Annotated in this window: 16 protein-coding genes; 11 read left to right on the forward strand and 5 right to left on the reverse strand. The window is 44.3% G+C overall.

What is annotated here, in order from left to right; all coding sequences use genetic code 11:
* Nucleotides 1–72: 72 nt before the first annotated feature.
* The 6 genes from ACFQPF_RS00840 (at nucleotide 73) to msrA (ending at nucleotide 5,081) form a co-directional block, all read left to right on the forward strand.
* Entirely contained in the window at nucleotides 73–1,281 is a 1,209-nt protein-coding gene (locus ACFQPF_RS00840) for a M20 family metallopeptidase (protein ID WP_379745075.1), read from the forward strand.
* A gap of 144 nt (nucleotides 1,282–1,425) precedes the next feature.
* Entirely contained in the window at nucleotides 1,426–2,256 is an 831-nt protein-coding gene (locus tag ACFQPF_RS00845; RefSeq protein WP_379745491.1) for an aldo/keto reductase, read from the forward strand.
* Between the two features lie 98 nt (nucleotides 2,257–2,354).
* Nucleotides 2,355–3,020, forward strand: a complete 666-nt coding sequence (locus ACFQPF_RS00850; RefSeq protein WP_379745078.1) for a type 1 glutamine amidotransferase domain-containing protein — start codon at nucleotides 2,355–2,357, stop codon at nucleotides 3,018–3,020.
* Nucleotides 3,021–3,433: 413 nt separating this feature from the next.
* Complete coding sequence (locus ACFQPF_RS00855) at nucleotides 3,434–3,967, forward strand: type 1 glutamine amidotransferase domain-containing protein (protein WP_379745081.1); 534 nt, start codon at nucleotides 3,434–3,436, stop codon at nucleotides 3,965–3,967.
* Between the two features lie 118 nt (nucleotides 3,968–4,085).
* On the forward strand, nucleotides 4,086–4,481 hold the full coding sequence (locus ACFQPF_RS00860; RefSeq protein WP_379745084.1) for a hypothetical protein: 396 nt from the start codon (nucleotides 4,086–4,088) through the stop codon (nucleotides 4,479–4,481).
* A gap of 72 nt (nucleotides 4,482–4,553) precedes the next feature.
* A complete protein-coding gene (gene msrA / locus ACFQPF_RS00865) occupies nucleotides 4,554–5,081 on the forward strand; it encodes a peptide-methionine (S)-S-oxide reductase MsrA (RefSeq protein WP_379745087.1) in 528 nt (175 codons plus the stop codon).
* Between the two features lie 32 nt (nucleotides 5,082–5,113).
* On the opposite strand, the gene ACFQPF_RS00870 is transcribed toward msrA, so the two are convergent.
* Genes ACFQPF_RS00870 through ACFQPF_RS00880 form a run of 3 tightly spaced genes read right to left on the reverse strand, consistent with a single transcriptional unit; the run spans nucleotide 5,114 to nucleotide 8,343 of the window.
* Nucleotides 5,114–7,087: a DUF6449 domain-containing protein gene (locus tag ACFQPF_RS00870; protein WP_379745091.1), complete on the reverse strand. Its 1,974-nt coding sequence runs from the start codon at nucleotides 7,085–7,087 to the stop codon at nucleotides 5,114–5,116.
* The gene (locus ACFQPF_RS00875) at nucleotides 7,062–7,961 is read right to left on the reverse strand and encodes an ABC transporter ATP-binding protein (RefSeq protein WP_379745494.1); all 900 of its coding nucleotides are present in this window, start codon (nucleotides 7,959–7,961) and stop codon (nucleotides 7,062–7,064) included. The genes ACFQPF_RS00870 and ACFQPF_RS00875 overlap by 26 nt, the downstream gene beginning before the upstream one ends.
* Nucleotides 7,954–8,343: a GntR family transcriptional regulator gene (locus ACFQPF_RS00880; protein WP_379745094.1), complete on the reverse strand. Its 390-nt coding sequence runs from the start codon at nucleotides 8,341–8,343 to the stop codon at nucleotides 7,954–7,956. Before ACFQPF_RS00880 ends, ACFQPF_RS00875 begins: the two co-directional genes overlap by 8 nt.
* 249 nt (nucleotides 8,344–8,592) lie before the next feature.
* Here ACFQPF_RS00880 and ACFQPF_RS00885 point away from each other — a divergent pair, with 249 nt between their 5' ends.
* Both ACFQPF_RS00885 and ACFQPF_RS00890 read left to right on the forward strand, forming a co-directional pair.
* Nucleotides 8,593–9,501, forward strand: a complete 909-nt coding sequence (locus ACFQPF_RS00885; RefSeq protein WP_379745097.1) for a manganese catalase family protein — start codon at nucleotides 8,593–8,595, stop codon at nucleotides 9,499–9,501.
* Nucleotides 9,502–9,662: 161 nt separating this feature from the next.
* Entirely contained in the window at nucleotides 9,663–9,824 is a 162-nt protein-coding gene (locus tag ACFQPF_RS00890; RefSeq protein ID WP_379745100.1) for a DUF4025 domain-containing protein, read from the forward strand.
* Nucleotides 9,825–9,840: 16 nt separating this feature from the next.
* On the opposite strand, the gene ACFQPF_RS00895 is transcribed toward ACFQPF_RS00890, so the two are convergent.
* A complete protein-coding gene (locus tag ACFQPF_RS00895; RefSeq protein WP_379745103.1) occupies nucleotides 9,841–10,023 on the reverse strand; it encodes a hypothetical protein in 183 nt (60 codons plus the stop codon).
* A 98-nt stretch (nucleotides 10,024–10,121) separates the two neighbouring features.
* Here ACFQPF_RS00895 and ACFQPF_RS00900 point away from each other — a divergent pair, with 98 nt between their 5' ends.
* The 3 genes from ACFQPF_RS00900 (at nucleotide 10,122) to ACFQPF_RS00910 (ending at nucleotide 11,065) form a co-directional block, all read left to right on the forward strand.
* A complete protein-coding gene (locus ACFQPF_RS00900) occupies nucleotides 10,122–10,382 on the forward strand; it encodes a hypothetical protein (protein ID WP_379745106.1) in 261 nt (86 codons plus the stop codon).
* Between the two features lie 88 nt (nucleotides 10,383–10,470).
* Nucleotides 10,471–10,761 carry a DUF3817 domain-containing protein gene (locus ACFQPF_RS00905; RefSeq protein ID WP_379745109.1) on the forward strand — a complete coding sequence of 97 codons (291 nt, stop codon included), beginning with the start codon at nucleotides 10,471–10,473 and terminating at the stop codon, nucleotides 10,759–10,761.
* An 85-nt stretch (nucleotides 10,762–10,846) separates the two neighbouring features.
* Nucleotides 10,847–11,065 carry a hypothetical protein gene (locus ACFQPF_RS00910; RefSeq protein ID WP_379745112.1) on the forward strand — a complete coding sequence of 73 codons (219 nt, stop codon included), beginning with the start codon at nucleotides 10,847–10,849 and terminating at the stop codon, nucleotides 11,063–11,065.
* Here the strand turns inward: ACFQPF_RS00910 and ACFQPF_RS00915 are convergent.
* Entirely contained in the window at nucleotides 11,062–12,156 is a 1,095-nt protein-coding gene (locus ACFQPF_RS00915) for a GerAB/ArcD/ProY family transporter (RefSeq protein ID WP_379745115.1), read from the reverse strand. The genes ACFQPF_RS00910 and ACFQPF_RS00915 overlap by 4 nt on opposite strands.
* Nucleotide 12,157 lies beyond the last annotated feature (1 nt).

Genomic DNA, 12,157 nt, shown 5'->3' on the forward strand with positions numbered 1-12,157 from the left:
TTTTTAAAACGAGTTATCAAAAGGAATTAGGAAGACTCATCGAGAAGTAGCAGTAAAAGGAGGCTGATAATTTTGGAACATCTGTATAAAAAACTGGAAAGCTATTATGCTGAAATGGTGGAGATTCGCCGCCATTTGCATCAATATCCGGAGCTGTCTTTTCAAGAAGTACAGACGCCAAACTATATTGCTGCCTATCATGAGCAGCTCGGGCTAGAAGTACGAACGAACGTAGGAGGAAGGGGTGTTGTCGCCACGCTAAAAGGAGGCAAGCCCGGACGAACGGTCGCGCTGAGAGCAGACTTTGACGCCCTCCCGATTCAGGAAGAAAATGATGTTCCTTATGCCTCTAAAGTACCGGGTGTGATGCACGCCTGCGGCCATGATGGCCATACCGCGACACTGCTCGTACTCGCCAAAGCACTGTCAGAAATGAAGGATGAATTAGAAGGAAACATCGTGTTCATCCATCAGCATGCAGAAGAGCTTGCCCCAGGCGGAGCAATCGCCATGATTGAAGACGGCTGCCTGGACGGTGTGGACGTCATATACGGCACACACCTATGGACGATCCTTCCTTTTGGAGATGTCGGCTACCGCTCAGGGCCAGTTATGGCAGCGGCTGATTCATTTAAAATCAAAATACAAGGAAAAGGCGGCCATGGAGCGCAGCCTCACCGTACAAAGGATTCTGTTGTGGTTGGTGCACAGCTTGTCGGCAACCTGCAGCAAGTCGTCAGCCGCCGCACGAACCCGCTTGATCCGGCTGTATTGACAGTGGCCTCATTCGTTGCCCAAAACGCATTTAACGTCATTGCCGATACAGCGGAGCTTGTCGGAACAGTAAGAACGTTTAAAGAAGAAACACGCTCGCTTATTGAGAAAGAAATGGAACGAATTATCGGCGGAACATGTGCTGCTGCCGATGTGAGCTATGAATTTGATTACAGCCGAGGCTACCCGGCTGTCGTGAATCATCAAGAAGACACGGAGTTCGTAGCGGGGCTGGCTCCTCACGTTCCTGGTGTAGCGAATGTCTATGAAATAGAACCTTCGATGGGCGGAGAAGATTTTGCCTACTACCTGCAGAACGTACCCGGGACTTTTTTCTTTACAGGCGTACAGAACCCTAAATGGGACGTCACGTACCCGCATCATCATCCGAAGTTCGATATCGATGAACGGGGACTGCTTGTTGCAGCGAACGTGCTTGGAACGGCAGCTCTCTCTTATTTGAAGAAGGAAGCGGCCGAAGCGGCCAGCGAAATTAAAGCCGTATAAGGAATTCGAAGCACCGGCTCTAAGGATGAGCCGGTGTTTTTTCACAAGCTTGGGGGTCCGGTACGATTCCCGCTGCTTCCTTTACTGCTGCTTCCTGTGCGAGAATGGTACCGTACCCCATAACTTTTTTACGAGGTGAAGATGATGGCGATGAGCATTCATGATCGGACTGTGCTGCATAATGGTGTAAAGATGCCTTGGCTTGGGCTTGGTGTCTATAAGGCTGAAGAAGGGGAGCAGGTTGAGCGAGCTATACAACACGCTCTTCACGCTGGCTATAGAAGCATTGACACAGCCAAGCTTTATGAGAATGAGCACGGTGTAGGCAAGGCAGTTCGAGAATCCGGGATACCGCGTGAAGAGATATTTGTGACGACAAAGCTTTGGAACACCGATCAAGGCTATGAATCTGCACTTACTGCTTTTAATGAAAGCCTTGAAAAGCTTCAGCTGAATTATGTGGACCTTTATTTGATTCATTGGCCTGTTGCCAATAAATACAAGGAGTCCTGGCGTGCACTGGAGGAAATTTATCGGCAAGGAAAAGCGAAGGCGATCGGAGTGAGTAACTTTACCATTTCACAGCTGGAAGATCTGATGAGCAGCGCTAACGTGAAACCGATGATCAATCAAGTCGAGTTTCATCCTTATCTCACCCAAAAGGAACTGCTCGCCTATTGTTCGGAACAAGGTATTCAGCTTGAAGCATGGCGCCCTCTTGTAAAGGGAGACATCTTGCAAGAGCCAGTATTGCTTAAAATCGCGGAACAACATAGCAAAACAGCCGCTCAAGTTGTGCTGCGCTGGAACCTGCAATGCGGTGTCGTCACCATTCCTAAATCTGTGAACAAAAATCGGATTCGTGAAAATGCTGAGATCTTTGATTTTAAGCTCTCTCCAGAAGAGATGCAGGCAATCGATGGGTTGAACCGCAATCAAAGAAACGGAGCAGACCCCGAGAACTTTGATTTTTAATAAAGTGGTAAAAAAAGGATGCTAATATCCGTTTACTTTAGAGTGTGTTCAGGGAATAGATAGAGAGTAAAATTCTGTGAAAGGAAGTGGATCTAAGCATGAGCAAACGCATTCTAATCGTTGTAACGAACCATTCAAAAATTGGAGGGAACGACACGGGCCTTTGGCTTGAAGAGTTCGCTGTGCCTTTTAACCAGTTTAAAAAGCAGCAATACGATATTACTGTAAAAAGCATCAAGGGCGGTGATATCCCGCTCGACCCAAACTCGCTTGAGGGCATCAATGAAAGCGAATATAAAGAAGCAATCTCAAACCTGAAAAATACAAAGCCGCTCAACTCAGCGGATGCTCTCGGATATGATGCCATTTACCTGCCGGGTGGACATGGCACGGTGTTTGATTTCCCCAACAGCCCTGAGCTGAAAGAGGTTGTCAGCCAGATGGCTCAAAGCAATAAAGTGATCGGTTCAGTGTGCCATGGACCTGCGGGGCTTACGACGGCTGTCATGAAAGATGGCGAACCGATCGTGAAAGGAAAAAAAGTGACAGGGTTCACGAATGAGGAAGAAGAAGAAATGAAACTCACTGAAGAAGTGCCATTCCTGCTCGAAACGAAGCTTCGCGAGCTAGGTGCTGAATATGTACGAGGCGGCAAGTGGGAAGATTTCACCGTGGCAGACGGGACACTTATCACTGGACAGAACCCTCAGTCATCCTTAAGCACCGCACAGAAAATGATCGAAGTACTGGAAGCTTCAGAATAATAGGGAAAAATGCTGCCGCTGCAACTGGCAGCATTTTTGCTTGGCGTCAGCCAAGTATTAAGCGAAAAACAATAAAAGGACGATCGGCCATCTTCATTGAAGTGGTTGAATCGTCCTTTATGCTTTAGTTGCAGCAGCTGCTCTTGCTTGGTTTTGGTCCTTCTTGTTCGCAAATCTGCACTCGTGAAGCAGCCTCTTCCAATAATAGGATCTCGTTTTCCTTCACGAACACTCTTTTCTCTTTGTTTTCGTGCACGGCTTTTGGCCATATCCGATCACTCCTTTATTTACACATTGATACACGTGTGACTCTATTTTATGTAAAATTCTAGAAATGTGCAAACAGGTTTAAATCACGTGCTGTGCGGCAAAGTATAAAAGGTGTAGAGCAAACTAATAAAGGAGTGTGGAGCATGACGAAAATTGCAACAGTATTAGACAGCATGTTTGAGGATGTGGAATACACAGAACCGGCGAAAGCGTTTAAAGAAGCAGGTCACGAGGTTATCGTGATTGGATCAGAGAAAGGGAAATCGCTGCAAGGCAAACAGAAGGAAGAGGTGCTGACGGCGGATAATGGAATCGACGACGTTTCACCAGGAGAATTCGACGCTCTCTTCATTCCAGGAGGATTTTCTCCTGATCTGCTGAGAGGCGATGACCGATTCGTTCAGTTTACCAAAGCATTTGCGGATGCTGGTAAGCCAATATTTGCGATCTGCCACGGTCCACAGCTGCTCATTACAGCTGAGGCATTAAAAGGGAGAAAGGTTACCGGCTATAAGTCCATTCATGTGGATCTGAAAAATGCTGGAGCGACAGTCGAAGACAAGGAAGTTGTCGTGTGCGGCGGAAACCTTGTAACAAGCCGCCAGCCAGAAGATATCCCTGCATTTATAAAAGAGTCACTCGGCGTTCTTGAAAAGAGAACTTCAGCTGTTCAATAACTTTTCTGCAAAAAGAGGCGCCCATGCTGCCTCTTTTTGCGTTTTTCGTATGAAACCCCTGTTAGATAGGAAAAGAACACGAATATTGTAAAAAGATGTATGAAAAGGAGGGGCTTTTTTGGGAACGAGACATGATGCGTGCACACATGTGATGAGCAAAAATCAAGTGGTTGATGCTGTAACGAATTATTTGCAGAAAGAACGATACTATGTGAACAGGCTGAATAAAAGCAATGAAGCAGATGTCATGGCCGCGAACGAATATCACACTCTTTACATTGAAGCAGAAGGCAATGAAGAGGCAGCGTACAGCAGAAAGCTAGAAGCAGATTTTAGCTGCCAGGTCATGCGGCTTTTAAAGAAGTATGATAAAGAACCAGGCAGGACGCTCGTTCTCGCTAATCCTGACACTCCTTTTCTGCGGGAACGTGCATCCTCTTTAAAAGATGCGTTAGATCAGCTGGAGATCGTCCGTTTTTGGGTGAAAAAAGATGGTGGAGTGGAATGGGAATGATGAGCTGTCTTTTTGTTTTTTCCTGTGTAATCTGATACGTTCATTAGTAGAAGATGTAGGGAGTGAGTACTGATGAGCGAAAAGAAAGAATTAGCTACCTTTGCCGGAGGCTGCTTTTGGTGCATGGTGAAGCCGTTTGACGAGCTTCCGGGCATCCATTCCATCCTTTCAGGCTATATGGGCGGGGACGTAAAGAATCCAAGTTATAAACAAATTAAAACAGGTACGACCGGCCACCGAGAAGTCGTACAGATCACGTTCGATTCTGAACAGTTTCCATATGAAAAGCTGCTCGAGCTATACTGGCCGCAAATTGATCCGACAGATGATGGAGGACAGTTTATCGACCGCGGCTCACAATATAGGACGGCCATTTTCTATCATAACGAACAGCAGAGAGTGCTGGCTGAAGCGTCAAAACAAAAGCTGGCAGAGAGCGGCCGATTCAGTAATCCAATTGTTACAGAAATTATTCCAGCAGAAGCGTTTTACGTTGCAGAAGAAGAGCATCAAGGATTCTACAAAAAGAACCCTGAGGCGTATAAAAAAGAACGTATTGAATCAGGCAGAGACAGCTTCATAAGCGAAAATTGGAAATAAGAAAAGCCCGCGGAATATGCGGGCTTTTCTGCTTATTCTAATCTATTGGTCACTTCAGGCAACAGGTCGGCATGAAAGTTGCCGATTTCCGGTTGTTTTCGATCTTTGAAGAAGAGTGCAGCCATATAATCCTTGCTTGAACCTGAATGGAAGTGCCGGATCAGTTGATCAAGTTCTTGTGTTTCCGTAACCTTCACAGCTTCGCCTTGCTCTACCATCTTGTCAAAATACTCAGCGCTGTATTCTTTCGTATGATAAGGATCAGATGTTGGATCGGTAAGCTTATAAATGATGGCATATGATAGATCGTCCGGCATGATGCGTGCGTTCTTCATTTCACCTTTTTCAGACAGCCATGTTTCAAGCGTTTTATAGGAAGTCTTGAACTCCATAAAATGAGTAGTGTTATCGTTCAGTAAAAATTCAACGGTGGAGAAGGTAGGTGCATGCTCATTGGCTCCATCATAACGCTCATTGAACAATTCCTGCTGTGCGAGCTTTGTGAATGCAACCATATCTCCTGGGTCAGTTAAGGTTACTGATTTCCCGTCTAAGTTATTTGCCCTGATTTTAATCTTTTCCACTTCTTCGGCCTGCATGGCGGCAACGGGGTTGGTTGCTTTTTTGTATTCTTTTGACTGGATGATCGGGCGAAGCTCTTCTTTAAATGCATCCCGAGATGGCAGTTTAAATTCTCGAATCAGTTTTTCTCCGTTCGTTAATTCATAAGCGATAAACAGATAATCCCCTGGTCCCGCTGCTGCCAAACGGTCATTGCGGCTGATGATGCTTTCATGGAGCCGCTGGACAGAACGAATATTTTCTTTTGATGTGAGTTTATTGGTGGTTAGAATCTCCTCTTCAGGAGCTGCATACTCATAATAGCTGTTTAAAAGGTATACACTTTGAACGCGTTTCTCTTCCGGCACATTTTTCTCATAACCAGTCAAATCCAGCTGCAATAAGAAAAGAATAGCCGCCGCACCTGCTGCATACACAGCATATCCCCTCCAATGACTGGCAACTCGCCATGTTTTTTCAACGATCATGACAGCGATGAGGTAACCGATTAAAGATCCGGCAGTGTATCCAAAGAAAATCCAGGCTGCGCTGTTTTGGGTTTGCCCATAATAAACCCCGGCAAGCAGCATAAAGCACAACGTGATGCCGTATATGAAAAATGGCTGAAGCCCTCTAATACTGACGGCCTGCGAAACAGACTCGATTCTCCGTTTCTTATAAAGCAAGATAGAGGTTACATAAAGAGCGGCTGCTATAAGGATATAGATGATGAAATAAGATGTCTTTAACCCCTCTTGCATAAGTTCTGGAACCATTAAAAACGGAGAGAGGCTTTCTAGATTTTGATCGCTATAATACTCGACAGCGAATCCGTTTAAAAAGAAAGACAAGTTAGCGATGACAAGGACACTAATGCCGTAAGGGAACAGCAGCATGATTAGGGTAATGACACCCTGCACGGCGGTCATCCCGGTCAGCATGCCGACAAAGATGCATAAAATAAACGTGAAACAAGTAAACAAAAGTGTTTGTCCTGTCCAAAGCATGACATCTGAAGAAGAATAGAGCGGTTCTATACTGGACGAGCTGTGCATGAGAAGCAAGATGAAAGCTGTAATCAAGACAGGCATCAGGATAAACAGTAAACCAGCTGCTGTAAATTGATGAAGCAGATTCGTTCTTTTAATTGGCAGGCTGTGAATGAATACCGCGGCCTGCTTGCTTTGCAAATAGCGGAACAAAACGAGTGCAAGCAGGATTGGTGTACCGAACATGAACACTAATTGTATCTCAAAATGATAGTGAAAAAGCGTTTCATAGGATGGTATATAGTTTTCCAATCGCGTGTGATTTGTCATCTCTGTCGCGATGCGCAGCGGCAGGGCGAATAGAAGGGCGACAAGATAGACGATGCTGATCCAGCCGGCTGTGCGGAAGGTCTGGACGAATAGCTCTTTATTAAACAAGGATGTTCTTGATCGCATAGCCTCTGTCCCCCATTTCATAAATGAATATCTCTTCCAATGTCAGCGGCAGGATGTCATAGATGACAGGATCATATTGCTGGAATATACTCGTGATTTCTTCATAATCGCCACGTACGATCGCTAGCATGACGCTGCCTCTCTCTTCCTTATAGAGCAGCTGAATGTGATCAAATAATGTGGATGGAACCTTATTCTTGAACGCAAGCTGGACTTTATGTACATCCGATTTCAGGTCATCGATGTCTTTTTCAAGAAGCAGACTTCCTTTATGAAGGATTCCGATATGATCACACAAATCTTCTACCTCACGAAGGTTATGGGAAGAGATGATGATGGTCATGCCGCGCTCGGCCACATCCTGAACAAGCAGGTTTTTAATTTTCTTGCGCATGACCGGATCAAGGCCGTCAAACGGTTCATCTAAAATAAGGATGTCTGGCATGGCAGAGAGTGAAAGCCAAAATGACACCTGGCGCTGCATGCCTTTAGAGAGTTTATGGACCTTTTTGGAAGTATCAATATCGAACGCCTCACGGAGCGCTTCAAATCGCTCCTCGTTCCATCCAGAGTAAACATTTCGATAAAAAGCAGCACTCTGTTCAATCGTATATTGCGGAAAGAAGTACAGAGCATCTGGAATGAACACCATTTTATCTTTTATATCCAGGTTTTCAAATACGGTTTCTTCATTAATAAAAACATTGCCTTTGTCTTGACGATAAACGCCTGCAGCAATGTTCAGCAGCGTTGTTTTCCCCGCACCGTTCGAGCCGAGAAGTCCATATATTGAACCTTTCTTGACCGAAAGCGATACGCCGTTTAAAATTGGCTGATTATCAAAATGCTTCGTTAAATTGATGATGTCAATCATCATGGCTGCCCCCTTTAACCGCTTCTTCTATCTCTTCAAGCATTTTTTGCAGCTGCTCCATCGACATGCCCAAGTACATCGCCTCCGATAGCAGCCTTACAAGCTCGCCTTGCACCTTTTTGAGCTTTTCTTCGTTTGGACTTATGGAGGATGGGCTGACGAAGCTGCCTTTCCCTTTTATTGAGTAAATGTAGCCTTCTGTTTCGAGCTCTCGGTACGCCCGCTGAATCGTGTTCGGGTTAATGGTGAGCTGCTGAGCGAGTGTTCTGACAGAAGGAAGCTGTTCATCAGACTTTAAAATATCGTTAATGATCAGCTCCTTCATCTTATCAACAAGCTGTTCGTAGATAGGCTTACGGCTTCTTACATCAAGATCAAACATATGCCCCTCCAATCCGTATGAACTGTATTATTAAACTTAATACAGTTATTATAATATGTGCCTCCTTCTTTTGGTATGATTATTTTTAAAAAGTTCGGGGTCCGGTACTTTTTCACATTATCGTTGTAGTTACAAAACTCTTAGGAAAGAGTACCGGACCCCATGTATCAACCAGGAAAGAAAAGTGAGAATAGTACATCCTGCGCCGCACATACAACTAAAAGTAGAGCTGTGACAGGAGGAGAAAACATGTTTACTCGAATCAATAAACTGCTTATCGAGCTTCCGACACCCAAAAATCCGGATGCCAATGCCGCCGCTGCTGTTCAAGATCTGCTTGGCGGCAAATTTGGCGAGATGTCTACGTTGAATAATTATTTGTATCAATCGTTTAACTTTCGAGAAAAGAAGAAGCTGAAGCCTTTTTATGACCTAGTAGCAAGTATTACAGCAGAAGAGATCGGCCATGTGGAGCTGGTTACCAATACGATAAATTTAATGATTCGTGGTACAACTCGGCCTGGTGATGTGAACAGTGCTCCGATGGGACCTGCTAAAGATAAAAGAAACACTGACCACTTTATCAGCTCCGCACAGACAGGTTTGCCGTTTGATTCAATGGGCCGTTACTGGACAGGAGATTATGTGTTTTCAAGCGGAAATCTTGTGCTGGACCTTCTTCACAATTTTTTCCTAGAGTGCGGTGCCCGGACACATAAAATGAGAGTGTATGAGATGACCGATAATCCTGTTGCCCGTGAGATGATTGGCTACCTTCTTGTCCGGGGTGGCGTTCATGTTCTCGCATACGCGAAAGCGCTTGAGATGGCTACAGGGGTCGACGTAAAAAAAATGCTCCCTGTACCGGATTTGAGCAATGCGGCTTTCGAGACGACACGCAAGTTTGAAGCGGTAGGAATCAACCGAAAGCTCTATACCTTCAGTGACAAATATTATCAGGATATGGCATGGATATGGCATGGAAAGCATCCCGAGGATGGCGGCGATCTTGAAGTCGTCATGGGCACTCCGAGAGGCGGCCCGATACCTGACCTTCCGGAGGTGCCTGAAGAGTTCGCGCCTGGCATCTCGCAGGAAGATTTCCTTGAAATCGGCAGACGGTTGCAGAAGAACGCCGGCATCAATCCGCAGCAATAATTTATATGTCGATAGGGGTCCGGTACATTTGTCCGCAAATGCTGTGAAATCAGCGTAAGGCGGACAAAGTACCGGACCCCGGTTTGCGTTTCGTCTTTGTTTAAAAGAATCCTGTTGTGGTAAACATGATACATGTACAACTAACAACAGGAGGGATGAAGATGAGCGAAAGAAATAAGGATGTGGATGATAAGAACTACAAGCCGGAGCGTAAGGACAACGATGCTGGAGTAGAAAAGACGCACGAGCAGATCAATGACATGTTCAATGACGGCGCAGTTGACCAGAAAGAAAAGAACAAGAGAAGAAGCGACGAAGAGTAATGAGAAGCGGGGCATGTCAGCTCCGCTTCTCATTGCTTTTTTTCATCAACTGTTTAACGTTTTCTTTCGGGTCCCAGCAATTGAATGTATACTCAGGCTTCGTCTCATACTGCAGCCTGACACAATGATAACGCATGCCGTCCTTCGCCTTTAAAGACGCAAAATGAACACAGGTCGCACAGCAGTGAAAATCTTTCAAGGAAATCCTCCTCTTTCACCGAATTTTTAAAGGGTAGTAACAACGTGTGGCGAATGCATACGTGTACATCCATTACAATCAAGAAAGGAAATGTCAGGATGAAGGTAAGTTTTGTTATTCATTTTATGATTGGTTTTGCCGTATTGCTGCTCGGCTCTGTGTTCATTGAGAGGCTGACGGATCAAAGAATATGGAAGTATATCATTCTTTCCCTGCTGTTTGCGATCCTTACCATTTGGACGCAAAAAATGGAAAACGCAGCAAATAAAACGATTCCGTTCTGGTTGGGTCTTCTCCTATTGATCGTTTATTTAGCAGCCGGCATGTGGATGAATTCCCTGTTTATCGAAAAAGTTTAACGAATGTTCATATATAGAAAGAATATCTTGTCTATGTTTCCTTTACAATAGATAACAATGAGTAATGGAAAACTGGAGGGAATGTTTTATGTTAAATTCACCAATTGGACGGTTGCGTATTATCGGAAACCTTGAAGGCTTGTCGTTCATCGTCCTGCTTGTCATCGCGATGCCCCTGAAATACTTGGCAGACATGCCGATGGCTGTTTCGATAGTCGGAGCACTTCACGGCCTGCTATTCGTTTTGTATATTGCTGCTATCCTGCATGTTTGGCTCGTGAAAAAATGGCCTGTATTCCGCGTCATCCTGGCGATGGCAGCATCGGTCATCCCGTTTGGCCCTTTTTTCTTTGATGCGAAGTTTTTGAAATCTTACTAAGAAACCATAATTTTGGTTTCTTTTTTTTACAATAAAATTCACATAACTTCTGCCTTAATATTAGACACTAATGAAAAAGGTGGTGATGATGCTGAGGGTAATTTTACTATTTGTATTCATAGCGGGAGCTGGCCTTGGCATGACGATCGTGATGGATATAGTCATGGGCGTGGGTTTGCTTTACTTTGCTGAAAGGTTTAGGGAAATCCTTGAAACAGCTGTTGCTGAAGATTATGTCTCACTCTTTATATTGTTCGTTCCATTTTTACTACACATAACATTTGGGAAAAAGCAGCCAAATTAATGATCTGCTTTTTTTTGTTTGAACAAAATTGTGAGAAGAAGTAGAAGTGGTATGACAAATTGAAAAGGCAGGTGAAGAAAGTATGGAGCAGCTTCTAATCCTTCTTCAATGTGTGCAGAATGATTGCCCGCAATCAAAAGGGAAAGCCAGAGCACAGTCACGCAGACCGGATAAATCAAGCTGTTTTGTGAAGAGGCAGTAAATAGGCTTCTCATACCGATGACGGCGCAGAATATGAAGATGGTAATTTTCACAAAGCCAAGCAGTACGATAATAATAATCAGCAACGATTCTAAACGCTGAATGAAGTCAGCAATGTTAATATAGCCAACCGTTGTTAAAAGAGGGAAAGCGGATCGATGAGCAATGCTTTCACCTAATACTAATGTATTTAAAAACGATAGAGCCGCTAAAATAAAACCACCGCTTAAAATGGCGTAGAATCCCTTTTTTACTATGTTATCTGAGGTTTTTACATACGGCAGCAGCATCGTAAACGCAATCAGTTCTCCAAAAGGTATGGTTAATGTTTGCGGAAAAAAACCTTTAAACACAGGAATTAAGCCATTTTCAAGAAAAGGGCTAAAATTACTCATCTTCGGCAGGCCGTTTATAAATAGAAGAAAAGTGAGCAGAATCAAGGTTGATATTATAAAGAATATAAAGACTTCTGTCATACGTGCCAGTACCGGAAAGCCTTTATATAATGCATAAATGATGGCGATCATCATAGCCGATCCGACCGTCAGGAGCGAGGTTTGCTGGTAGGAGGAAATGACAAGAAGTTCTTCAAAATCTCTCAAAACCCTTGCAGCCATATAGACAAAATAACCTACATATATAACCGTAAGAAAGCTGCCAAGTGCGTTTCCCCAATACAATGAAAAAAGCGAGGTAAGGGGCATATTGCTAGAGCGGGCAAAAAGTTTTGAATACAGTAGAAATAAGAGCAGTCCCGTTGTCGTTCCCGCTAAAAAAGAAAGCCACGCATCTTTTCCTGCATCAGAAGCAGGATTGATGAGAATAGCACTGCCAAGAAGAAACATCACCATCGTTGTGTATAACTGAAATCCAGTTATTGTTTTTATCACG

Source organism: Fictibacillus iocasae (assembly GCF_042665465.1).
Lineage (GTDB): Bacteria > Bacillota > Bacilli > Bacillales > Fictibacillaceae > Fictibacillus > Fictibacillus iocasae.

What these genes read in the sequence shown, in the direction of transcription:
- ACFQPF_RS00870 (WP_379745091.1), bottom strand. Translation starts at nt 7,087, where the DNA reads ATGCGATCAAGAACATCCTTGTTTAATAAAGAGCTATTCGTCCAGACC.
- ACFQPF_RS00875 (WP_379745494.1), bottom strand. Translation starts at nt 7,961, where the DNA reads ATGATTGACATCATCAATTTAACGAAGCATTTTGATAATCAGCCAATT.
- ACFQPF_RS00910 (WP_379745112.1), top strand. Translation starts at nt 10,847, where the DNA reads ATGATGCTGAGGGTAATTTTACTATTTGTATTCATAGCGGGAGCTGGC.
- ACFQPF_RS00845 (WP_379745491.1), top strand. Translation starts at nt 1,426, where the DNA reads ATGGCGATGAGCATTCATGATCGGACTGTGCTGCATAATGGTGTAAAG.
- msrA (WP_379745087.1), top strand. Translation starts at nt 4,554, where the DNA reads ATGAGCGAAAAGAAAGAATTAGCTACCTTTGCCGGAGGCTGCTTTTGG.
- ACFQPF_RS00885 (WP_379745097.1), top strand. Translation starts at nt 8,593, where the DNA reads ATGTTTACTCGAATCAATAAACTGCTTATCGAGCTTCCGACACCCAAA.
- ACFQPF_RS00855 (WP_379745081.1), top strand. Translation starts at nt 3,434, where the DNA reads ATGACGAAAATTGCAACAGTATTAGACAGCATGTTTGAGGATGTGGAA.
- ACFQPF_RS00900 (WP_379745106.1), top strand. Translation starts at nt 10,122, where the DNA reads ATGAAGGTAAGTTTTGTTATTCATTTTATGATTGGTTTTGCCGTATTG.
- ACFQPF_RS00905 (WP_379745109.1), top strand. Translation starts at nt 10,471, where the DNA reads ATGTTAAATTCACCAATTGGACGGTTGCGTATTATCGGAAACCTTGAA.
- ACFQPF_RS00850 (WP_379745078.1), top strand. Translation starts at nt 2,355, where the DNA reads ATGAGCAAACGCATTCTAATCGTTGTAACGAACCATTCAAAAATTGGA.
- ACFQPF_RS00890 (WP_379745100.1), top strand. Translation starts at nt 9,663, where the DNA reads ATGAGCGAAAGAAATAAGGATGTGGATGATAAGAACTACAAGCCGGAG.
- ACFQPF_RS00880 (WP_379745094.1), bottom strand. Translation starts at nt 8,343, where the DNA reads ATGTTTGATCTTGATGTAAGAAGCCGTAAGCCTATCTACGAACAGCTT.